Source organism: Streptomyces sp. 4N124 (assembly GCF_052245395.1).
GTDB lineage: Bacteria > Actinomycetota > Actinomycetes > Streptomycetales > Streptomycetaceae > Streptomyces.
In genome coordinates this window covers 137,093-157,144 of the sequence record NZ_JBQQBS010000016.1, presented here as the reverse complement: position 1 = coordinate 157,144, position 20,052 = coordinate 137,093, and the positions used below count along the sequence as shown (strand labels likewise).

Genomic DNA, 20,052 nt, shown 5'->3' with positions numbered 1-20,052 from the left:
GGCTTCGGCGTCCCTCTCGGTCACCGTACGGCCGGGCGCCTCGATGGCGTACGACTTCACCAGGTGACCGGCGATCTCTCGCGTGCCCAACGGCCGGGTGGCACGCCCGTGATGGCCCTCGGACAGGTCGAGCAGGGACTTGGTGTCGATCGCCGAGGGGAGCTTTTCGTGAAGATCCATGCGTCCATCATCGGGTGCGGCGGCTTGATCGTCCACTGTCACGAGGAGTGCTCGCCGGGCTCCAGCAGATCGCCGTCGAGCACGAACTCGACCGTGTGATGCCCCGTCCCGTCCGCGGACACCACGGGTTCGCCGCCGCGTCCGTCGACCGTGCAGGACCGCACCCGGCTGCCCGACCCGGTCAGGGAGATGTCGAGCGTCATGCCCCGGTAGCGCAGCCCGTGCAGGCTCACCGGACCCCACCCCTCGGGCAGACAGGGGCGCAGCCGAAGCGCGTCCTCGGTGAACGTCAGCCCGAACAAGCCCTCGTGCAGCAGCCGCACATACGCCGTCGCCGACCAGGTCTGATCGGGCTGCGACACGAAGTGCTCGGCGCGTCCGCTCCCGCCGGTCTGCCAGCCGCCGTCGACGGCCCCGCTCACGGAGTCGTACAGCTCGTGGAAACCGGTGCCGGAGAAGAGGCCGGCGAGCAGGTCCACCGCGCGTGCGAACTGCTCGGTGCGGCCCGCGCCGGCGGCGGCCTGCCCGTACAGGCCGTGCACCATCGGCCAGACCATGACGTTGTGCCGCCCGGGTCTGGTGTCGTCGAAACGCGGGAAGTGCGGCCAGACGTTGACGATGCCGTGCGGCTGCCAGTGGGTGGTGTCCAGGACCTGGCGTGCCTGGCCGCGGTCCGCGACACCGAGGGCAAGGGCCAGTGCGAGCCCGGCGCCTTCCTGCGACGTGTCCGTCTGCCCGTTGGCATGGAGGAGGTAGGCGTACGTCCCGGCTTCGGGCCGCCACAGATGCCGGTCGACGGCCCGGCGCAGCTCCGCGGCATCCGCACGCAAGGACGCCGCCCGATCCGGTTTTCCGAGTACGTCCGCCATGGCGGCCAGGTCTGACTGGGCGCCGAAGTAGAGGCTGTTGGTCGACAGGCACATCAGCCGGTCGGTGCCCGGATGGTCGAGGACGAACGAGGAGCGGACGCGGTCCGACGCGGGCGGGTCCGGGTAACCGGAGATCCCGTCGTTCATGAAGCCGGGCCCCCGGAACAGGCCGTGGGAGGCGTCGACGTCACGCGCCCGGCGCGCGGCGAGGGTGTTGACGGATGTCTCGTACGCCCTGGCGAGGAAGGCTCGGTCGCCGGTGACGAGGTAGTGGTGCCAGGCGGCCGGGACCCACACGATCTGGTCCCACCACTGGTTGTCCTGCTGGACGATCAGCCCGTCCGGACCGCGCTCGACGACCGACCACAGCGTGTTGCGTCCGACGTCCGGCGCCAGCAGGCTCACCGCGTGCCACGCGTTGACGGCCGCGTCCCGGGTCCACCGCTGCGGCGCGGGATACCCGCCACCGGCCCGTACGACGGTGCCGGGCGGATAGCCGAGCAGTCCGGCCCTGTCGTACACCGACGGGTCGGCGGGGACGGTGTGCGCGCCGGCCAGGTCCGTCAGCGCCTGCGCGTACAGGGCGCCGAGCCGCCGCTGGGTGGCCGGGTCTTCGAAGACGAGGGAGGGCATGGTGTACCCGTTCCCCACGGCCGCGGCCCGCGCACGCACGGGGGCGGCGCCGTAACCGGCCGTTCCCAGCGCGGCCAGGAAACGCCGCCGTGAGATCCGCTGCCGCTCGTCGACCGCCATGTGCCGTCCTCCCGGACTCCCGGAGCCGGGGTGGCTCCGGGAGCCTGGAGAACGAGCGTGCCGATGAACGGTGCCGGGATCAGGCGTTGGGGTCGAACGAGATTCCGGACGGCTTGGCCGAGGCCAGATGGGAGTTGAAGTTGCCGTCCTTCAGGCCGAAGTTGGCGCTGCCCCAGTTGGCCGCGACGAGCTTGTCGCGGACGCCCGAGGGGTAGCCGTTCCAGCCGACCAGCGGCGGGTACTGCCAGGTGCCCTCGTGGTTCTCCGGCGGCTCGTCGTTCGAGTTCGCCAGGCGGAAGCAGTGCGTGCTGATGCCGTCCTTGTGGTAGACGATCTTCGCGTGCGTGCCGTCGAAGCGGACCGATGAGGCGGCGCTGACGGTGAACGAGCCGTGGTTCGACGTCGACACGTACTGCACCGCGTTGTTCTGCACCCACACCACGACGTGCTCCCAGTCGTGCCGGTGCCCGCCGATGCTGCTGCCCGCGACGGCCTGGTCCTTCTCGAAGTACAAGCCGTACATGTAGGCGCACCAGCCGTTGTTGCACTTGTAGCGCGAGTACCCGTTGGTGTTGTTCAGGTCCGAGGCGTCCCGGCAGCTGCCGTTCAGGGCACCGGTCGGGTTCAGGCCGCCATTGAGGGTGCCATCGGGGCCGATGGCCGGCGTGGAGTAGCAGCCGTCCGTGTCGTAGTCGAACGCGGGCTGATACGTCTGCTCGGCCGACTCCGCGTTGGCGGGCAGCGCTGTGGGGGGAGCCGCGAAGGCGGTGGTGGGGATGGCAACGACGAGAGCGATGGCACCGCCCAGGCCGGTGAGCCATCTCCGGCGGTGTATGGCGGACTTCTTCGACGACACTGCGTCCTCCTCTTGGTTCGGGCGCAGCCCAACGGCTGTGGGGGAATGGGGAGTTCAGCATCCCGGACCCCTCCCTTCCGGCCAAGAGGTCGCAGGCGTCCCAATGGTGAAGCGCAGCCCAATAGATGGGAAGAGGTGACGCCGTGTCACACAGGTTCGTCCGGTAGGTCCGCCGCCGACTCCTCCGGTGTGAGATCCGGCCTGAGCCGGAGCCAGGACGGCTGGCGCAGCATCCCCGCCCTGGTGCGGGTGCTGTAGCGGACCTCGCCGACCAGCCGGGGCTGGACCCAGCGCGCGCCGGCCACCTGCGGGACGGGGTCGAAGGGGCAGACGTCCGATGCGGTGGCCCGCAGCAGCCCGGCGAGCTGCTCCCGCTCGGGCTCGCTCCAGCCCGTGCCCACATTGCCGACGTAACGCAGCCGGCCCGCGGCCCGCTGGCCGACCAGGACGGCGCCGGGCAGGCCCGAGGTCAGGAGCCGGCCCTTGCCGGGCACCCAGCCGCCGACGACGACGTCCGCACTGCGCATGTTCCGGATCTTGACCCAGAACCGGGAGCGCACCCCGGGCTCGTACACCGAGTCGAGCCGCTTGCAGACCAGCCCCTCCAGGCCGTGCTCGCGTGTGGCCCGCAGGGCCTGCTCGCCATGGCCGACCAGCGCGGCGGGCGTCGACCAGAACGGTCCCTCCAGGCCCAGCGCCTCCAACTCCCCGCGCCGCCGGGCATAGGAGAGAGGGAGCAGGGAGCGCCCTCCCAGGTGCATCACGTCGAACAGCACGAGATGGACCGGGCTTCGAGCCGCGAGACGGGCCGCGCGGGCGGGCGCGTGTGCCAGGCCCATCCGGGACTGGAGCAGCTGGAAGTCTGCTCGGCCTTGTCCGTCCAGCGCCAGGATCTCCCCGTCCAGCACCGCCGGCGTGACGCCGAGCGCCCCGCCCAGCGGCCGCAGTTCGGGGTAGGCGCCGGTGATCTCCTCCCCGGACCGCGCACGCAGCACCACGCTGCCGTCCCCGGCGAGATAGACCACCACACGCTGCCCGTCCTGCTTGGTCTCGTAGGCCCAGCGGGCGTCCTGAGCGGAGGGTGGCAGGGTGCCCGGCGTGGCGAGCATGGGCGGGATCAGCGGCAGGGTGGTCACGGCTCAGTTGTCGACGGACTCGCCCGCCGCCACTCGTCCCGCCCGCCGGTTTCCCCTGAACGGCGCTGCCTACAGACTGCTCGCGGGCGTCAGCAGGTCGGCGAGGCCCACCCGGTGGAAGAACTCCGCCCGGATCCGGTCGGCCACCGCGGAGACCACCTCGCTGCCATCGCGGCTGGGATCGACATGAACCCGGAACGGCCGTCGCCCCGCGGGCAGTTCGACGGCCCGTACGACGGCGTCGGCGACCTCCGAGACGTCCGCGTCCGGTGGGATCAGCCCGGCGAGCCGTATGTTGACGTCGTCCATCAGCGCCTTGTAGCGGGCGTCGTAGGCGGCGGCCCGGTCGGCGTCGGCGGGGGAGCCGGCGTGCGCGAAGTGGTTCGTGCCGGAGGTGAAGGCGCCGGGGACCACGATCGTCGTGTCCACCCCGAACCGTATGAGCTCGCCCGCGTAGCTGACGGCCAGCGCCTCCATGGCCGCCTTGGCCGCGAAGTAGGGGGCGAGGAAGGGCGGGCAGCCGCCGCGGGTGCTGGAGGAGCCGATCCACACGAGGTGCCCCTCGCCCTGGCCACGCAGGTGGGGCAGCGCGGCCCGGTTGACGCGCTGGGTGCCGAGCACGTTGGTGTCGTACACCTCGGCGAGCTGCTCGGGGGTGAAGGCCTCGGCCGGGCCCAGCACCATGTGGCCCGCGTTGTGGACCAGGGTGTCGAGACGGCCCTGCTCCTCGATGACGCGAGCGACGGCCGCGTCCGCGCTGTCCTGACTGGCCACGTCCAGCTCCACGGCCCGCAGGTCGACGCCGTGTTCGGCGGCATGGGCGGCGAGGTCCGCGGCGGCCCGGGCGTTGCGGGTGCCGAGGGCGCGCATGCCCGCGTAGACGGTGTGGCCGCCACGGGCGAGCGCGCGGACGGTGAGGGCGCCGAAGCCGCTGGAGGCGCCGGTGACGAGGACTACCTTGCTGTCGTTCATGACGGGTCCTTGGGCTGTGAAAGGTGAGGAAGGGCCGGGGGAAAAGGGCAAAGGTCTTGGGCGGCGCAAACGGCGGCAGGGGTCAGACGATGCCGCCGTTGGCGCGCAGCACCTGTCCGTTGACCCAGTGGCCGGCCGGGCTGACCAGGAAGGACACGACGGAGGCGATGTCCTGGGGTGTGCCCAGGCGCTCCAGTGGGGGCTGCGCGGCGAGGCGGGCGATGGTCTCCTCGTCCTTGCCGTCGAGGAACAGGTCGGTGGCGGTGGGGCCGGGGGCGACGGCGTTGACGGTCACGTCACGGCCGCGCAGCTCCCTGGCCAGGATCCGGGTGAGGGTCTCGACCGCGGCCTTGCCGGAGGCGTAGGCGCCGTAGCCGGGGAAGAGCAGTCCGACGACCGAGGTCGAGAAGTTGACGAGGGCGCCGCCCGGACGCAGCCGGCGCGCGGCCTGCTGGTCGACGACGAAGGCGCCGCGGACGTTGGTGCGGTACTGGGCGTCCAGCTCGTCGAGGTCGAGCTCCGCGACGGGGGAGAGGGCCATCCGGCCGGCCGCGTGCACGACCGCGTCGACGCCGCCGTACGTGGCTTCCGCCAGGTCGAACATGGCGGCGACCTCGGCCTCGTCGGCGACGTCCGCGCGGGCGGCGACAGCGGTGCCCCCGGCGGCCTCGATGCCGCGCACGGCCTCCTCGGCGGCGCCCTTGTTGCCCGCATACCCGACGACGACGGCGAATCCGTCGGCGGCGAGCTGCTGGGCGACCTGCCGTCCGATGCCGCGCGAGGCGCCGGTGACGATCGCGACGCGCTGGTCTGTCTGCTGCGGAGTGGTCATGATCGATCCTTTCGTAGCACTGCTACGTCGATTACGTATCGACGATAACACAGTCTCGTAGCGTCGGTAACCCCCAACTCGTATCGGCGCTACGAATGGCGTACTGTGAACGCATGGACGCGAGGGAAAAGATCCTGGAAGCGGCTGCCGAACTGCTCGCCGCCGCACCGATCGCCGATATCTCGACGCGGGCCGTGTGCGACGCGGCCGGAGTGGGTGCGCCGATGCTCTACCGGCTCTTCGGCGACAAGGCCGGGCTGCTGTCCGCGGTGGTCGACCGGGGATTCGAGCAGTACCTCGCGTCCAAGCGGGCGGCCCGCCCCAGCGACGACCCGGTCGCCGACCTGCGGAGCGGCTGGGACAACCACATGCGGTTCGCGCTGGACCACCCCAACCACTACCGCCTGATGTACTCACCCGAACTCACCGCACCGCCCACCGCGGCCAAGGAGGCGCACGACCTGCTGCACGGCATCCTGGAACGCTGCGCGGCGGCCGGACGGCTGACCGTCCCGCCCGCCCTCGCGACCCGGGTGATCATGTCGGCCAACGTCGGAGCCGCCCTGTCGATGCTCACCCGCCCCGAGCAGTACCCCGATCCACAGTTCTCGGCCCGGTTGCGCGACTCCGTGATCGACGCGCTGACCCGCCCGGGCGACTCGGCCGTACGCCGTGAGGACGGAGCCGTGCCCGTCGCGGCTGCCACACTCGCAGCCCGCTTGCGGGCCGAACAGCCACAGGAACTGACCCCGGCGGAGGCGGCGCTGCTTCAGCAGTGGCTGGAGAAACTCTCCGCGAAGTGACGCGTCACCGGTCCGGCCCGCACGGCGCTGTAAACCGTCGTCGACGTGCGGTTGCGTAGGCTTCCGTCCTTGGAACTCGCCGTCGACGCGGCGGACCTGCGGCGGCTCGAGGGGCTGGCCGTCGGAGGGCTGAGGGAAGTCCCGGCGAAGTGGTGATCATGGCAGGCAGGGCGGTACGTGCGGAACAGGTCAACGCGACCCGGGAGCTGATCCTGACCGCGGCCGAGCGGCTGTTCGCCGAGCGTGGCGTGTACGCGGTGTCCAACCGTCAGGTCAGCGAGGCCGCCGGGCAGGGCAACAACGCCGCCGTGGGCTACCACTTCGGCACCAAGGCCGACCTGATCCGCGCCATCGTCCGCAAGCACGACGGGCGCATAGAGGAGATCCGGTCCCGGCTGCTGGCCGGGATCGGCGACTCCACCGACGTACGCGACTGGGTGGACTGCCTGGTGCGCCCCGTGCCCGAACATCTCGCGGCCCTGGGCAGCCCCACCTGGTACGCCCGCTTCTGCGCCCAGGTGATGACCGACCCCACGCTGTACGAGATCATGATCGAGGAGTCGCTCAGCTCGCCCACGCTGCGGCAGACCGTCGACGGCCTGCGGCGCTGTCTGCCCGAACTGCCGGCCGAGGTACGCGCCGAACGCGGCGACATGGCACGCCATCTGATCCTGCATGTCTCCGCCGAACGGGAGCGTGCGCTCGCCGAGAACGCTCCCACCCCGAGGGCCAATTGGAGCGACGCCGCGACCGGGCTGACGGACGCGGTCGTCGGCATCTGGCTGGCTCCCGTGACACCGAGCCCCTGACCGTCCCCCGGACCGCCGGCGCGGCGCGTACACAGGTCTTCTACTTGAGTAAGGCAAGCAGGTGTGCGTTACTTGAGTCAAGCAATGGGGGGATGGAATGCTTGAGCTAGGCAAGTAGAAGGGTAGGTGCTCGGCGTGTCGCCCTTATCGCCGACGGTCGCCCCGTCACCGGAAGCGGTCGAGATCGAGCGGGCCCTCACCCGCGTCGCGTACCTGAACGCCAGTGCCCGGCGGCATGCCGTGCTGACGGCGCTGGCCGGCGTGCCGCTCGACCGGGCGGCGGTGGCACTGCTGCGCAGGCTGGCCGATGCGGAGCCGCTGCGGCTGGGGCAGCTGGCCCAGCTGCTCGCCGTGGAGGCATCCCATGTCACCCGGCAGGTGCGGCAGTTGGAGAGATCCGGTCATGTCGAGCGCGTCCCCGACCCGGACGACGGGCGCGCCCTGCGCGTGCGGCCGACGCCCCTCGGTATGGACGCCGTCGCCCGCATCCATGACATCGGCACACGCGGCATGCAACTCGCCCTCGCCGACTGGTCGCGTGAGGAACTGCGGCAACTGGCCCTGCTCTTCGGGCGGATGGTCGACGCCCTCCTCGCGTACGCCGCCGATGAGGGCCAGGCGCCCCGCATTCCCGGGGACTGACGGACAGGGGCCCTGACGTGTCCATCGATGAAGGCACCAGTCAGAAACCGGCACTCGCCCGAGGGTCCGGTCAGCACGTTCTGATCGCCGCCGGCGAACCCGACACCACCGAACTCCTGTCGACCACCCTCACCTTGGCGGGCTACCGCACCAGCGTGGCCGACAGCGGGGCCACCGCGCTCGCCCGGGTCCTGGAGAGCCGGTTCGACCTGGTGGTCTTCGACGCGACCCTGCCCGACGTGCCGGGCCTCGGCCGGGAACACAGACCGCCCGCCGAGCACGTGCCGCCGGTCCTGTTCCTGACGGCGTACGACACCCTCGACAACCTCCTGCCCGAACTCGGCCTGGGGGAGCGGGACTACGTCACCAAGCCCTTCCGGGTGGCCGAAGTCCTCGCCCGCGCCCGGGTCCTGCTGCGCGGCACCGGCCCAGCGCGGGCCCGCGACGGCGCCCTCCGCCACCAGGACCTGTCCCTGGACGACACGCTGTGCCAGGCGCGGCGCGGGACTCGCGCGCTCGACCTCACGCCCGCGGAGTACCGGCTCCTGCGCTACCTCCTGGTCAACGAGCACCGGGTGCTGACCAAGGAGCAGATCGGCCGTTACGTCTGGGGCGACTTCCGCGGCGACAACGCCATCGAGCAACTCGTCTCACGGCTGAGGCGCAAGGTGGACCGCGACGCCCCCGTCCTGATCCACACCAGGCGGGGCTTCGGCTACTGGCTGGGCGGCGAGGAGGGTGGAGCCTGACGGGCTCCGAGAGCAAATCGGGTGGCGCAGGCAGGCGCCCTGTGTGGCTGGTGTCGCCATCGTGCGGCACCGCCTGTATCGCCGTGGCCCGAAGGGCGCCGGTCCTGTCAACTTCCTTGCACAGTGGGTGAGTTGGATGTTCAACGAGATGTGATCCGGGTCACGTCAGGCTTCTGTCAGGGAACTGACCGGAAGGCGTCAGCCCGGCCTGTTTGCATGTGCTCATCGAGGCCTCGACGACTTGATCCCGGCGCTCCGCCTCCCACGGAGCCCCCACCACCGAGGAGAGCCATGGCCGACACTCTGACCGGAGCCCCGTCCGACACGGCCCCGGAGACACCGGACTACCCCATGCAGCGCGACGCCCGGTGCCCCCTCGCGCCGCCGCCGGCCGTGCATCCGATCCGGGAGGCGCAACCGATCAGCAGGGTGCGGATCTGGAACGGCACGACCCCGTGGCTGATCACCCGGCACGCGGATCAGCGCACCCTGCTCACCGACCCTTGGGTCAGCGACGACGACCTCGACCCCGGTTTCCCCTACGTCAACGCGCACCGGGCGGACATCGCCCCCCACACCCCGCGGCTCATCACCAACACCGACGCGCCCGAGCACACCCGGCTGCGCCGCTCGGTCAACGCCCCGTTCATCGTCAAGCGGATCGGGGCCATGCGGCCGTACATCCAGAAGATCGTCGACGACCTCATCGACGCCATGCTGGAGGGGCCGAACCCCGCCGACCTGCTCACCGCGGTGGCGCTGCCCCTGCCCTCGCTGGTGATCGCCGAGCTGCTCGGAGTGCCGTACCAGGACCACGACTTCTTCCAGCGCAGCAGCAGCCTCGTCCTGGACGGCTCGGCGGACCCGGCCGAGGTGCGGCAGGCGAGCGGTGCGCTGAGCAGGTACCTGGACGATCTGCTCAAGCAGAAGCTGGAGAACCCCGCCGACGATGTGCTGTCCGAGATGGGGGGCAAGGTCAAGGCGGGCGAGATGACCCACGCCGAGGCCGTCCACATGGGCGTCGCCATGCTGATCGCCGGGCACGAGACCACGGCCACGATGATCAGTCTCGGCACGCTCGCGCTGCTGGAGAGCCCCGACCAGCTCGCCCTGCTCCGGGACACCGACGACCCGAAGGTGATCGGGGGCGCGGTGGACGAGCTGCTGCGCTACCTGTCCATCGTGCAGACCGGAGTACGCCGGGTCGCCAAGGCGGACATCGAGATCGGCGACCAGGTCATCCGCAAGGGCGAGGGCATGATCTTCGACCTGCACGCCGCCAACTGGGACCCCGAGGCGTTCCCCGAGGCCGAGCGGCTCGACATCACCCGCGCCGCCCGCCAGCACCAGGCCTTCGGCTACGGACCCCACCAGTGCCTGGGGCAGAACCTCGCCCGCCTCGAACTCCAGGTCGTCTACGGCACCCTCTACCGCCGTGTCCCCACCCTGCGCCTGGCCGCCCCGATCGAGCAGCTCGCCTTCGACCACACCGGGACTACATACGGCGTCAAGTGTCTGCCTGTGGCCTGGTGACCGACGTCCAGTACAGCGCAACACCCCCACGAACGAAGGAAGCAACCATGCGAGTGGAACTCGACGAACCGAAGTGCGTGGCCTCGGGCCAGTGCGTCATGGCCGCCCCCGACGTCTTCGACCAGCGGGACGACGACGGTGTCGCCATCCTCCTGGCCGAGCAACCCGGTGAGGAACTGCTCGACGAAGTGCGGGAAGCCGTCGCGATCTGCCCGGCCGCCGCCATCCGACTGGTGGAGCAGTGAACCGGATCCTCGTCGTCGGCGCCTCGGCCGCCGGGCTCGCGGCGGCCGAGACGCTCCGCCGCGAGGGCTACGACGGCACGATCACCCTCGTCGGCGACGAACCGCATCTGCCGTACGACCGCCCGCCGCTGTCCAAGCAGCTGCTGAGCTCGGAGTGGGACGCCGGACGGCTGGATCTGCGTACCGCGGGCGACCTGGCCGCCCTGGGCCTCGACCTGCGCCTCGGCACGGAGGCGATCCGACTCGAACTCGCCGAGCACACCGTGCACTTGGCCGACGGCTCCGAAGTGTCGTACGACGGTCTGGTCATCGCCACCGGAGTACGGCCGCGGCGACTGCCCGGCGAGGGCGCGCATGTCCTGCGGACCCTGGACGACGCCCTCACGCTGCGGGAGCGGCTCGGGCCCGGGCGTCGGCTGGTCGTGGTCGGCGCGGGCTTCCTCGGCGCGGAGGCCGCCGCCGTCGCCTGGCGTCTCGGCGCCCGGGTGACCCTGCTGGAACCCGCCCCGGTGCCCCTGGCGCACGCCGTCGGCACCGAGATCGGGCAGGTCCTGTCGCACGCCCACCGCGACCGTGGCGTGGACCTGCGCTGCGGAGTGCGGGTCACGGAGGTGACCGAGGACGGGGTGCGGCTCGACGGCGGTGAACTGGTCGACGCCGACGAGGTGTTGGTGGCGATCGGCTCGCTGCCCAATACGGAGTGGCTGGACGGCAGTGGGCTGACCGTGGGCGACGGCGTGGTCTGCGACGAGTACTGCGAGGCCGCGCAGAACGTGTACGCGGCCGGTGACGTCGCCCGCTGGTACAACCCGCTGTTCGGAACGTCGATGCGGATCGAGCACCGTACGAACGCCGCCGAACAGGGCATGGCAGCCGCGCGCAACCTGCTCCGCGCCTCTTCGGGCGAGGCGCGCAAGCCGTTCGCGCCGGTGCCGTACTTCTGGTCCGACCAGTACGACATGAAGGTCCAGGCGTACGGGTTCCTGCGCGGTCATGACGAAGTCGCCGTGGTGGACGGCGACTTGGCGGAACGCCGGTTCCTGGCCGTGTACCGCACCGGTGACCGCGTGTCCGGCGTGCTCGCGCTCGGTATGCCGCCCCGGGCCGTCCGGCAGTGGCGGCAGGCGATCGCATCCGGTGCCGAGTGGCACGAAACCGTACCCACCGAGGCGTCCGCCTCAACGGAACTGAAGGAGTCCGTCCATGGAGGGATCCCCACTCGGAGAGCATCGTGACGTCGTGGTCGTCACCGGCGCGGGCGGCATGGGGACGGCGGTCGCACGCCGACTCGGCAGCGGCCGCGTCGTGTTCCTCGCCGAGGCCTCACCCGACCAACTCGACCGCGCCGTCGACGCGTTGCGCGCCGAAGGGTACGAGGTCGAGGGCATGGTCGTCGACGTGTGCGACCGGGCGTCGGTCCAACGGCTCGCTGAAGCCGCCGCCGACGCCGGGCGGTTGACGGCGGTCGTACACACCGCCGGCGTCTCCGCGGCGACGGCCTCGGTCCGCACGATCCTCGAGGTGAACATGGTGGGCACGGCCCATGTGCTGGACGCCTTCGAGCCTTTGGCCGTCCGGGGCACAGCGATGGTGTGCGTCTCCAGCATGGCCGGCCACTACGCCTCGCTCAGCCAGGAGCAGGAGTCCGTGCTGGCGACGGCGCCCGCGGAGGAACTCCTCGCACTTGACTTCCTCACCACCGTCGGAGACGACGGGATCAAGGCGTACATCCTCTCCAAACGGGCCAACCACGTACGGGTCGAGGCCGCCGCCCTCGCCTGGAGCCGGCGTGGTGCACGCGTGAACTCCGTCAGCCCCGGGGTGATCTCCACCGCGATGGCGAAGGCCGAGGCCGAGTCGGCATCCGGTGCGGACATGCTCAAGCTGCTGGAGGCCTGCGGCGCGGGCCGGTCCGGGACACCCCAGGAGATCGCCTCCGCGGTGGCCTACCTCACCGGCCCGGACTCGCTGTACGTCAACGGCACCGACCTGCTCGTCGACGGCGGCCAGGCCGCGTGGATCCGCAGACACCGCATGACGTGACCATTCGCTTCGTCGGATCGCTGAGCGCCGGAAGATCGCGGAACGCCCAGACGTTGTACGGGCATGAAGATCAGCGAAGCGTCCCGAGTCAGCGGCGTGAGTGCCAGGTCTTTGCGCCACTACGAGGACGAGGGCTTGATCGTTCCTGGTCGATGCGGCAATGGGTACCGGGACTACTGCCGGTCCACCATCGACCGGGTCAGCGTCATCCGCTCACTGCTGGAGTCCGGGCTGCCCGTGCGGTTGATCAAGGAAGTCCTGCCCCGCCTCACTGCCGAAGCTGACGCTGACGTGGAGGTGGTGTGCGCGGAATTCCTGCGGGAGGTGCAGAGGTATCGTGATCGGCTCGCCGCACGCATCGTCAGTCTCAGCGATCAGCGGGCGGCTCTCGACGCCTACTTGCGAGAGGCTCGCCGGACTGATCGATGACCGCGACTTGACCTTGACGTCGGTGTGAGGCTTCTACGGTCCCGTGCATGGAGATCGACGAGCAGCGACGCACTGCTGAGCAGACGGTACGGGCACTGGTCCAGAGGTCGTGCCGAGGACCGAGGGATCTGACCCTCACGACTGAGCATCGCCGCCCCTCCCCAGGGTCCGGAGAGTACCTGATCCGAGTGGGCGCGGCGGGGGTCAACTTCGCGGATGTCATGCAGACCCACGGCACCTACGGAGGAGGTCCGCAGACGCCCTACGTGGCGGGTTTCGAAGCCGCCGGCGAGATTGTGGAGGTCGGCCCGGGAATCGAGAGCCCGCTCCCACTCGGCACCCGCGTCGTCGGCACGGGACCGGGCGCCTTCGCGCAGTACATGACGATGCCGGCTGCGGGTGTGCTTCCCGTCCCTTCCGGCTGGAGCGACGCCGAAGTCCTCGGCCTGGTGCTGAACTGGGCGACCGCCTTGGCGGCGCTGAAGCCGTTGGGCGAGATCACGTCAGGTGACGTGGTGCTCATTCATGCCGCGGCCGGAGGCGTGGGGCAGGCCGCTGTCCGCCTCGCCCGCCACTACGGTGCGCGCGTGATCGCCACGGCGTCACCAGCCAAGCACGACACCGTCCGAGCGCTCGGCGCCGACGAGGTCCTGGACCGCGCACACCCAGCTCTGGCCGAGGCGATCACCCGTCTGGCCGGCGGTGTTGACCTGGTCCTTGAATCGGTGGGACGTGCCACGTTCGACGTCAGCCTGTCGGTCACCAAGCCCTTCACCGGTCGCCTCGTCGTGTTCGGCGCCGCTTCCGGTGACGCCGGCCTCAGCACGCACGACCTGGTCTTCACCCACCAGGTCCAAATCAAGGGCCTGCACATCGGCGCGCTGGCGGTCGCGGCCCCGTCCATCTATCGATCGTTGCTCGTCGAACTCGAGGCACTCATCGCCCAAGGCATGTACCCGCCTGGCACCCCCCAGGTTCATCCCCTGGCCGAGGGGCCCGCGGTGCTGCAGCAACTCGAAGCGGGCCAGACCCTTGGCAAGCACGCCCTCGATCCCTGGCGCTGAGAACCGCCAGTGATTCACGGAGCAGCTCAGTCAGCGGCCCGGCTGGAGGGCGTGGAGCAGAAGCGGCAGGGAGCGGTGCAGTTCGCGCTCCCAGTAGGGCCAGTCGTGGGTGCCGGGTCCGTAGAAGTCAGTGGTGAGCCGCACTCCGGCGGCCTTCAGCCGGCCGGCGACAGCGTGGTTCATGTCGTTGAGCAGTGCCTCGAGGTCGTCGTGGGCGCCGGGCGGGTCGAACGGGCCGGCGGTGCCGTCGCCGCTCGACAGGAAGACAGGGATCGAACGCAGCCGGTTCGCGAGGTAGTACGGGTCGTGCGCCTCCCAGATGGCGCGCTGGGCCACCGGGTCGCCCCACAGGGCGAGCGGGTCCTCGCCGAACTCCGTCAACAAGTCCATCAGGCCGGACGGGAAGTCGCCGTACAGGGGATGCACCACACCGCTGTAGCTCGCCGCTGCGCGGAACATGCCGGGGTGGTGCGCGGCGTAGAGCAGAGAGCCGAGGCCGCCCATGGACAGCCCGGCGATCACCCGGCGGTGGCCCGCACCGTAGCCGTGCTCCAGCAGCGGGCGCAGCTCGCGCAGGTGGAAGGTCTCCCAGGCCGGCGAACCGCCGTTGCCGTGGTTCCACCAGTCGCTGTACCACCCGGCCGGTCCGCCCTCGGGCATGACGACCAGTGTGTTGCGCAGCTGCGGCAGTGACGCGACATCGGTTTCGCGGGTCCAGCTGTCATACGTGTCGCAGCAGCCGTGGAGCAGGAAAAGCACCGGCCAGCGCTGGTGCTTGCGCCGCTCGTCCCAGCCGTCCGGGGTCAGCAGACGCACCTTGGCGGTACGCCCCAGAGCGGGCGACGAAACAGTCAGGTCGATCAGGCGCGGCCCGACCTTCTCCTGCGCCACGACCCGGGCGCCACCTCCGCCCTTGCCGCCGACGGCCGCTGTCGCGGTCCCCGGCAGGACCGCCATGACCAAGGTGACCAGGGCTGTCCAGATCAACAGACGGGTATGGCGAGGGTGCACGGTGAGCCTCCACTCCCAGCGAACCGACCGGCTACGGATCGGTACCACCGGGGAGCGTACGGACGGCTGGGGCAGGGGTCACTACAACGGGCAGCTGAAGTTCGGCAAAACGGCAGAGTTTCAGCCGTAGTTGAGAGTGAGAGTCGCGTGGGTTGTGGCGTCGGGGCTGCCCTGGACAGCAGCGACTTCTGGCCGGCCCCAGCTGCCTGCCCGCCGGGTCAGAGGGATGCCAGCCAGGCCGCCGTGTCATTGGGGTGGCCGAAGCGGAGGGTGTCGAGAGGGGCGAAGCGGGGATCGTGGACACGGTGCTCGACTTCGCGGCGGCGGGCGCCGTGTTGGGACCAGGCCCACCAGGCCGGGTGTTCCCGGCTCAGCCAGCCCGTCCAGGTTTCCCTGTTGCCGCCGAAGAGGACCTCGCGTGTGACGGTGCGCCGGAAGGACCGGCGCAGTACGCGGGGCATGATGACGCGTTTGGAATAGTCCAGCCAAATCACGGTGTCGGCCCGGTCCCAGAGCAGGTCACGGACTTCCGGATAGCCGAGAGAGTCGATGATCCAGCGAGGCTCGGCGGTGAGCCTCGATACGTCTTCGGTCAACTGGCTGTTGGTGGCCCAGCCGGGGCCGTTGAAGTACAACGCGTCCATCTCGTGGTAGGGCAGGCCCAGACGACTGCTCACGCTGTGGGCGAGCGTCGATTTGCCCGCACCGGTGACACCCGCTACCAAGATCCGTTCCACGGGTGCACCCTATCCCGGCGCCCTGGGAGGAACGCTCCTGCGCCGCTGAGTTGGGGCAGGGCGGCGGCAGACGATGCCCGCCGCCGCCCTGCCGTGGATCCAAGAGACCCTCGGTTCAAGCCGGCCTGTGTTTCCTACGCGATCACCGGGCGACGATCGTCTCGGCGACCTTGGCCTCGAACTCGTCCACCGCCACGGGGGCGGGGTTCTTCGGGCCGCGCAGGGCGATGTAGACGAACAGCGCGCCCATGACCGCGACGCCTGCCCACATCGCCTGCTGCCAGCCGTCGACGAAGGACTGCTGGGCGGCCTGGACGATCTGCTGCGCGTGCGAGCCGCTGCTGCCCGAGACCTCGACGGCGTTGGCGATGCCTTCGCGGGCGGTGTCCGCGGTCCCCTGGGGGACGCCGTGCAGCCGGTCGTCGATCGCGCCGCGATAGCCGGCGGACAGGAGTGCACCCAGCATGGCGACGCCCAGCGCGGTGCCGAATTCGCGGGTGATGTCGTTGAGTGCGGAGGCGACGCCCTGCTTCTCACGCGGCAGCGAGCTGGTGATGGCCTCGGTGGAAGGCGTCATGGACAGGCCCATGCCGATGCCCATGGCGAGCATGCCCGGCAGGATGGTCAGGTAGCCGCCGTCCACGGAGACGAACAGCGCCATCAGCACGAGGCCCACACCGGCCAGGGCGATGCCCATGGCCATGGTCGACCGTGCGCCGATGCGGGCGGCCATCTTGGGGGCCAGGCCGGAGGCCATCATCATCATGACGGCCATGGGCATCAGCGCCACCGTCGACAGCAGACCCGACCAGCCGAGCACCGCCTGGAAGAACGGGAACAGGACTACGGCGATGCCCGCTTGGACACCGAAGACCACCAGCAGCGTGATCGAGCCACCGGCCAGACCACGCTCCCGGAACAGGCGTACGTCCAGCAGCGATGCGTCTCGGCGGTGCAGCTCCCAGGCCACGAAGCCGATGCCGGCGAAAAGGCCGACGGCGAGGCTGACCAGCGTGACGGGAGCGGTCCAGCCGCGCTCGGGCCCTTCCTGCAGGACGAAGATGAGGCCGATGACGGCGACGGTGGAGACCATCGCGCCGACGGTGTCGAAGGAATGGACCGAGCGCTCACGGGAGTTGGGCACCGACTTCAGCGTCATGCCCAGGGCCACGACGACCAGGGCCACCGGCAGCACGAACAGCCAGCGCCAGTCCGCGACATCGACCAGCAGGGCGGAGAGGAACATGCCCAGGATTCCGCCGCCTCCGGCGACGCCCGTCCATACGCCGATCGCCTTGCCGCGCTGCTCCTCGGGAAAGGTGGAGGTGATGACGGCAAGGGTGATCGGCATGATCATCGCTGCGCCGACACCGCCGGCCACACGGGCCGCGATCATGATCTCGGCGGTCGGGGCCAGGCCCGCCAGGACGTTTGCGACACCGAAGATGCCAAGTCCGGCGATCAGCATGGGCTTGCGGCCCAGGCGGTCACCGATCGCGCCGAGCGGCAGCAGCAGTGCGGCCAGGGCCAGGGTGTAGATGTTGATGATCCACAGAACCGTGTTCTGTGAGGCCCCGAACTCGACGGCCATGTGGGTCTGGGCGACGTTCAGCCCGGACACCGACGCGATGACGGCCATCAGCGCGATGGAGACTGCGATCAGGATGGTGCGCAGCTGACGCGCGTCCGGTGCACCGCCCTCGCCGTCGGCTACGGCGGCGGTCCTCTGCGCGGGCTGGTTCGTACTCATGAATTCCTCTCAAAAGGGCATGGGGGAGCTCGGCATCGGACCCCGCTCGGACGCCGGAATGCGGATGGAAGGAGCAGCAGTGCGCGCTGCGGATGTCAGGGGGTGGCGGTCCGCTCCGGGCTGTGGCGAGGGCCGCGTCGGTGTCGGCCGTGGCGAGCAGGGCGTGGATGTGGGATGCGGCCAGGGCGCCGGCCTGGGTGATCAGGTCTGTCGGCCAGGAGCACGCCCGCGACACCGCCGTCATCGGCCTTCACGATCTCTTCCACGGGGATGTCGACGATGCGGATGCCCCGGGCGTCCGCGGCGAGTGCGGTATTGCGGGTGAAGTAGACGAGGTCGTCGGTCAGTTGGCGGAAGAGCAGGGCGTGGTGGATGGATGCGGGGCCGGCGGCGAGGATCCCGATGGGCTCGTCGCGTACCTCCCAACCGTGGCAGTACGGGCGGTGCACGGCGCGGTGTCCCGGTGTTCCGCGAGCCCGGGAACGTCGGGCAGCATGTCCCGCAGGCCGGTGGCCACCAGCACACGGAGTGCCGTGATGGTCCGGCCGTGGGTCGGGGCGATGGTGAAACGCAGATCCCCGTCGGCCGACGGAGCGGCAGGCTCGGCCGAGGCCACCTCGCTGAAGACGACCCAGCCGCAGTACTGACGCACCTGCTCTCGGCAGCGCTTCAGGATCTCGGTGGGCTGCGTACCGTCCAGCACGATGAAGCCGTGCATGGCCTCGGCCGGTGCCTTGCGGGGCATGCCGCTGTCGATCACGACGGCGTCCACGGCTTCGTGGGGCGGTGCGTCGCTCGTGTGCGCGAAAGTCTGCACGGACATCTCCTCGCACCCTTTCTGTCGTGCGCGGCCTCGGCCCGTCCGGGCCATCTGCCTTTGACGTTAAGCCCGGATTGCATCAAGGGCATACCATGTTGCCTATGACGCAAGAAGATGGTGCGCTGGACAGCCTCGTACGCAAACGCATCCGCGCTCTGCGGGTCGCACAGGGCTTGTCCCTGGAGGAACTGGCCGCCCGCGCCCACCTCAGCCAGTCCTCGCTGAGCCGCATTGAGAACGGTCGGCGCCGCCTAGCGCTGGACCAGCTCGTCACCCTGGCCCGCGCCCTGGACACCACCCTCGATCAGCTCGTCGAGAACGCCGCCGACAATGTCGTCATCAGCCCCATGATCCACGGTGCCCACGGTCTGAGCTGGCCGATGAAGGGTGACCCGGCCATGAGCGTCATGCGTCAGCGGATGACCGAGCCGCCGCCCGACAATCCCTCCAAGATGCGCGCCCACGCAGGCCGGGAGTGGCTCGTCGTACTGTCCGGCACCGCGATCCTGATGCTGGGCCACCGCCGCTTCCGCATCGAGACCAACCAGGCCGCGGAGTTCCCGACGATGATGCCGCACGCCATCGGCGCCGAGAGCGGGCCCTGCGAGATCATGGGCATCTTCGACCGCGACGCCCGCCGAGGACATCGCGAGACGGACGATCAGCGCGAGAACGGCGACAGCGACGCGCAAGGCGCCGGCCCGTAGCCACAACGGCGCCGTCGGCCCGCCCTCGCACGGGGTGCACCTTGCGCGCCCGGCAGTATGTAAGGCCATTGTCTTGCCTATTCCGCAAGGAAGCATGCTGAAATCGCATGAGCGGCTTACTGTCGCGGTATGCCCCAAACGCACACCTCCCACCATGACCACCAGCAGCAACGCGGCGCCGACAGCGGGCAGGCGGAGATCCTCGACCTGGACGCGGAAGTCCTCGCCGAGCACATCGCTGCCATCACCGAGTGGCTGCCCCTGAAGACCCACCCGCGCCAAATCCTGGACCTGGCTTCCGGCACGGGAGCGGGCACCTTCGCGCTCCTCGACCGCTTCCCCGAGGCGCACGTCATAGCCGTCGACGCCTCGCCCGGACACCTGCGGCGGCTGTGGGAGAAGGCGTGCGCCCGCGGTGTGGACGACCGCGTACGTGCCGTGCAGGCCGACCTCGACGACGTCACCTGGCCCGACCTCGGTACGCCCGACCTGGTGTGGGCATCGGCCTCGATGCACCACATGGCCGACCCCGACCACACCCTGCGCACCGTCCACGACCTGCTCGCACCCGGCGGCCTGTTCGCCGTCGTCGAGCTGGCCGGCCTCCCCCGCTTCCTGCCCGAAACCGCACCCGAAGACCGACCGGGACTGGAAGAGCGCGCCCACGCCGTGACCGACCGCTTCCATGCCGAGCACGTACCTCACCGGGGCGCCGACTGGGGTCCCATGCTGAATGCCGCCGGATTCACCGTCGAAGGCGACCTCACCCTCGCAGTCGACATCGACGGGTCCCGCGACACGGCGATCGGCCGCTACGCCCTCGGCGCACTGCAGCGCATCCGCAGCGCCGCCGCCGCGGAGCTCGCGGCGGAAGACCTCGCCGCGCTCGACCGACTGCTCGACACCAGCAGCCCGCACAGCATCCTGCACCGCGACGACCTCGCGGTACGCACCGAGCGCACCGTCTGGGCCGCGCGCCGCAACTGACACGCCATCCGCGACGGGGTTCGCCGGTGCCGGCCGGGTTTGTCCGAGGGGCGCGTTACGGCCCCTCGGACGTGTGGGGCGCACGGACTGCCCCAAGTGCGACGTGCCCGGGGGTGCTGCCGCCC

The 20,052-nt window shown here is 70.4% G+C and carries 21 protein-coding genes; 12 read left to right on the top strand and 9 right to left on the bottom strand.

Going from position 1 to position 20,052, the window contains the following annotated elements; genetic code table 11:
• Nucleotides 1–218: 218 nt before the first annotated feature.
• The 5 genes from ACTWQO_RS18850 to ACTWQO_RS18830 form a co-directional block, all read right to left on the bottom strand.
• Entirely contained in the window at nt 219–1,802 is a 1,584-nt protein-coding gene (locus tag ACTWQO_RS18850; RefSeq protein ID WP_443238499.1) for an MGH1-like glycoside hydrolase domain-containing protein, read from the bottom strand.
• A 79-nt stretch (nt 1,803–1,881) separates the two neighbouring features.
• Complete coding sequence (locus tag ACTWQO_RS18845; RefSeq protein ID WP_443238498.1) at nt 1,882–2,658, bottom strand: NPP1 family protein; 777 nt, start codon at nt 2,656–2,658, stop codon at nt 1,882–1,884.
• Between the two features lie 146 nt (nt 2,659–2,804).
• The gene (locus tag ACTWQO_RS18840) at nt 2,805–3,767 is read right to left on the bottom strand and encodes an ATP-dependent DNA ligase (protein ID WP_443238523.1); all 963 of its coding nucleotides are present in this window, start codon (nt 3,765–3,767) and stop codon (nt 2,805–2,807) included.
• 96 nt (nt 3,768–3,863) lie between these two features.
• Entirely contained in the window at nt 3,864–4,766 is a 903-nt protein-coding gene (locus tag ACTWQO_RS18835) for an SDR family NAD(P)-dependent oxidoreductase (protein WP_443238497.1), read from the bottom strand.
• An 82-nt stretch (nt 4,767–4,848) separates the two neighbouring features.
• Nucleotides 4,849–5,598 carry an SDR family oxidoreductase gene (locus ACTWQO_RS18830; RefSeq protein WP_443238496.1) on the bottom strand — a complete coding sequence of 250 codons (750 nt, stop codon included), beginning with the start codon at nt 5,596–5,598 and terminating at the stop codon, nt 4,849–4,851.
• Nucleotides 5,599–5,711: 113 nt separating this feature from the next.
• On the opposite strand from ACTWQO_RS18830, the gene ACTWQO_RS18825 reads away from it, so the two are divergent.
• From ACTWQO_RS18825 to ACTWQO_RS18780, 10 genes are all read left to right on the top strand, one after another.
• The gene (locus tag ACTWQO_RS18825; protein WP_443238495.1) at nt 5,712–6,401 is read left to right on the top strand and encodes a TetR/AcrR family transcriptional regulator; all 690 of its coding nucleotides are present in this window, start codon (nt 5,712–5,714) and stop codon (nt 6,399–6,401) included.
• Between the two features lie 158 nt (nt 6,402–6,559).
• Nucleotides 6,560–7,210, top strand: a complete 651-nt coding sequence (locus ACTWQO_RS18820) for a TetR/AcrR family transcriptional regulator (RefSeq protein WP_443238494.1) — start codon at nt 6,560–6,562, stop codon at nt 7,208–7,210.
• A 135-nt stretch (nt 7,211–7,345) separates the two neighbouring features.
• A complete protein-coding gene (locus ACTWQO_RS18815; protein WP_443238493.1) occupies nt 7,346–7,852 on the top strand; it encodes a MarR family winged helix-turn-helix transcriptional regulator in 507 nt (168 codons plus the stop codon).
• A gap of 23 nt (nt 7,853–7,875) precedes the next feature.
• A complete protein-coding gene (locus tag ACTWQO_RS18810) occupies nt 7,876–8,601 on the top strand; it encodes a response regulator transcription factor (protein ID WP_443238522.1) in 726 nt (241 codons plus the stop codon).
• A 291-nt stretch (nt 8,602–8,892) separates the two neighbouring features.
• Complete coding sequence (locus tag ACTWQO_RS18805) at nt 8,893–10,134, top strand: cytochrome P450 (RefSeq protein WP_443238492.1); 1,242 nt, start codon at nt 8,893–8,895, stop codon at nt 10,132–10,134.
• A 47-nt stretch (nt 10,135–10,181) separates the two neighbouring features.
• Nucleotides 10,182–10,379, top strand: coding sequence for a ferredoxin (locus tag ACTWQO_RS18800; protein WP_443238491.1), 198 nt, complete (start codon nt 10,182–10,184; stop codon nt 10,377–10,379).
• Entirely contained in the window at nt 10,376–11,614 is a 1,239-nt protein-coding gene (locus ACTWQO_RS18795) for an NAD(P)/FAD-dependent oxidoreductase (RefSeq protein WP_443238490.1), read from the top strand. Before ACTWQO_RS18800 ends, ACTWQO_RS18795 begins: the two co-directional genes overlap by 4 nt.
• Nucleotides 11,583–12,422 (top strand): SDR family oxidoreductase, encoded by an 840-nt coding sequence (locus ACTWQO_RS18790; RefSeq protein WP_443238489.1) that lies wholly within the window; start codon nt 11,583–11,585, stop codon nt 12,420–12,422. The genes ACTWQO_RS18795 and ACTWQO_RS18790 overlap by 32 nt, the downstream gene beginning before the upstream one ends.
• 63 nt (nt 12,423–12,485) lie before the next feature.
• Nucleotides 12,486–12,851 carry a MerR family transcriptional regulator gene (locus ACTWQO_RS18785; RefSeq protein WP_443238488.1) on the top strand — a complete coding sequence of 122 codons (366 nt, stop codon included), beginning with the start codon at nt 12,486–12,488 and terminating at the stop codon, nt 12,849–12,851.
• A gap of 47 nt (nt 12,852–12,898) precedes the next feature.
• On the top strand, nt 12,899–13,915 hold the full coding sequence (locus tag ACTWQO_RS18780; protein ID WP_443238487.1) for an NADPH:quinone oxidoreductase family protein: 1,017 nt from the start codon (nt 12,899–12,901) through the stop codon (nt 13,913–13,915).
• Between the two features lie 30 nt (nt 13,916–13,945).
• Here the strand turns inward: ACTWQO_RS18780 and ACTWQO_RS18775 are convergent, their stop codons facing one another.
• The 4 genes from ACTWQO_RS18775 to ACTWQO_RS18760 form a co-directional block, all read right to left on the bottom strand.
• A complete protein-coding gene (locus ACTWQO_RS18775) occupies nt 13,946–14,872 on the bottom strand; it encodes an alpha/beta hydrolase (RefSeq protein ID WP_443238521.1) in 927 nt (308 codons plus the stop codon).
• 272 nt (nt 14,873–15,144) lie between these two features.
• Nucleotides 15,145–15,663 carry an adenylate kinase gene (locus tag ACTWQO_RS18770; protein WP_443238486.1) on the bottom strand — a complete coding sequence of 173 codons (519 nt, stop codon included), beginning with the start codon at nt 15,661–15,663 and terminating at the stop codon, nt 15,145–15,147.
• 142 nt (nt 15,664–15,805) lie between these two features.
• The gene (locus ACTWQO_RS18765) at nt 15,806–17,413 is read right to left on the bottom strand and encodes an MFS transporter (RefSeq protein ID WP_443238485.1); all 1,608 of its coding nucleotides are present in this window, start codon (nt 17,411–17,413) and stop codon (nt 15,806–15,808) included.
• 343 nt (nt 17,414–17,756) lie between these two features.
• Nucleotides 17,757–18,236: a hypothetical protein gene (locus ACTWQO_RS18760; protein ID WP_443238484.1), complete on the bottom strand. Its 480-nt coding sequence runs from the start codon at nt 18,234–18,236 to the stop codon at nt 17,757–17,759.
• Between the two features lie 98 nt (nt 18,237–18,334).
• On the opposite strand from ACTWQO_RS18760, the gene ACTWQO_RS18755 reads away from it, so the two are divergent.
• The gene (locus ACTWQO_RS18755) at nt 18,335–18,940 is read left to right on the top strand and encodes a helix-turn-helix domain-containing protein (RefSeq protein WP_443238483.1); all 606 of its coding nucleotides are present in this window, start codon (nt 18,335–18,337) and stop codon (nt 18,938–18,940) included.
• A 129-nt stretch (nt 18,941–19,069) separates the two neighbouring features.
• Nucleotides 19,070–19,927 (top strand): class I SAM-dependent methyltransferase, encoded by an 858-nt coding sequence (locus tag ACTWQO_RS18750; protein WP_443238482.1) that lies wholly within the window; start codon nt 19,070–19,072, stop codon nt 19,925–19,927.
• Nucleotides 19,928–20,052: the final 125 nt, after the last annotated feature.

Excerpts from the sequence above, each read along its gene's own strand:
- ACTWQO_RS18850 (WP_443238499.1), bottom strand. The coding sequence starts at position 1,802 with ATGGCGGTCGACGAGCGGCAGCGGATCTCACGGCGGCGTTTCCTGGCC.
- ACTWQO_RS18840 (WP_443238523.1), bottom strand. The coding sequence starts at position 3,767 with ATGCTCGCCACGCCGGGCACCCTGCCACCCTCCGCTCAGGACGCCCGC.
- ACTWQO_RS18835 (WP_443238497.1), bottom strand. The coding sequence starts at position 4,766 with ATGAACGACAGCAAGGTAGTCCTCGTCACCGGCGCCTCCAGCGGCTTC.
- ACTWQO_RS18830 (WP_443238496.1), bottom strand. The coding sequence starts at position 5,598 with ATGACCACTCCGCAGCAGACAGACCAGCGCGTCGCGATCGTCACCGGC.
- ACTWQO_RS18825 (WP_443238495.1), top strand. The coding sequence starts at position 5,712 with ATGGACGCGAGGGAAAAGATCCTGGAAGCGGCTGCCGAACTGCTCGCC.
- ACTWQO_RS18820 (WP_443238494.1), top strand. The coding sequence starts at position 6,560 with ATGGCAGGCAGGGCGGTACGTGCGGAACAGGTCAACGCGACCCGGGAG.
- ACTWQO_RS18805 (WP_443238492.1), top strand. The coding sequence starts at position 8,893 with ATGGCCGACACTCTGACCGGAGCCCCGTCCGACACGGCCCCGGAGACA.
- ACTWQO_RS18800 (WP_443238491.1), top strand. The coding sequence starts at position 10,182 with ATGCGAGTGGAACTCGACGAACCGAAGTGCGTGGCCTCGGGCCAGTGC.
- ACTWQO_RS18790 (WP_443238489.1), top strand. The coding sequence starts at position 11,583 with ATGGAGGGATCCCCACTCGGAGAGCATCGTGACGTCGTGGTCGTCACC.
- ACTWQO_RS18785 (WP_443238488.1), top strand. The coding sequence starts at position 12,486 with ATGAAGATCAGCGAAGCGTCCCGAGTCAGCGGCGTGAGTGCCAGGTCT.
- ACTWQO_RS18780 (WP_443238487.1), top strand. The coding sequence starts at position 12,899 with ATGGAGATCGACGAGCAGCGACGCACTGCTGAGCAGACGGTACGGGCA.
- ACTWQO_RS18775 (WP_443238521.1), bottom strand. The coding sequence starts at position 14,872 with ATGGCGGTCCTGCCGGGGACCGCGACAGCGGCCGTCGGCGGCAAGGGC.
- ACTWQO_RS18765 (WP_443238485.1), bottom strand. The coding sequence starts at position 17,413 with ATGAGTACGAACCAGCCCGCGCAGAGGACCGCCGCCGTAGCCGACGGC.
- ACTWQO_RS18760 (WP_443238484.1), bottom strand. The coding sequence starts at position 18,236 with ATGTCCGTGCAGACTTTCGCGCACACGAGCGACGCACCGCCCCACGAA.
- ACTWQO_RS18755 (WP_443238483.1), top strand. The coding sequence starts at position 18,335 with ATGACGCAAGAAGATGGTGCGCTGGACAGCCTCGTACGCAAACGCATC.
- ACTWQO_RS18750 (WP_443238482.1), top strand. The coding sequence starts at position 19,070 with ATGCCCCAAACGCACACCTCCCACCATGACCACCAGCAGCAACGCGGC.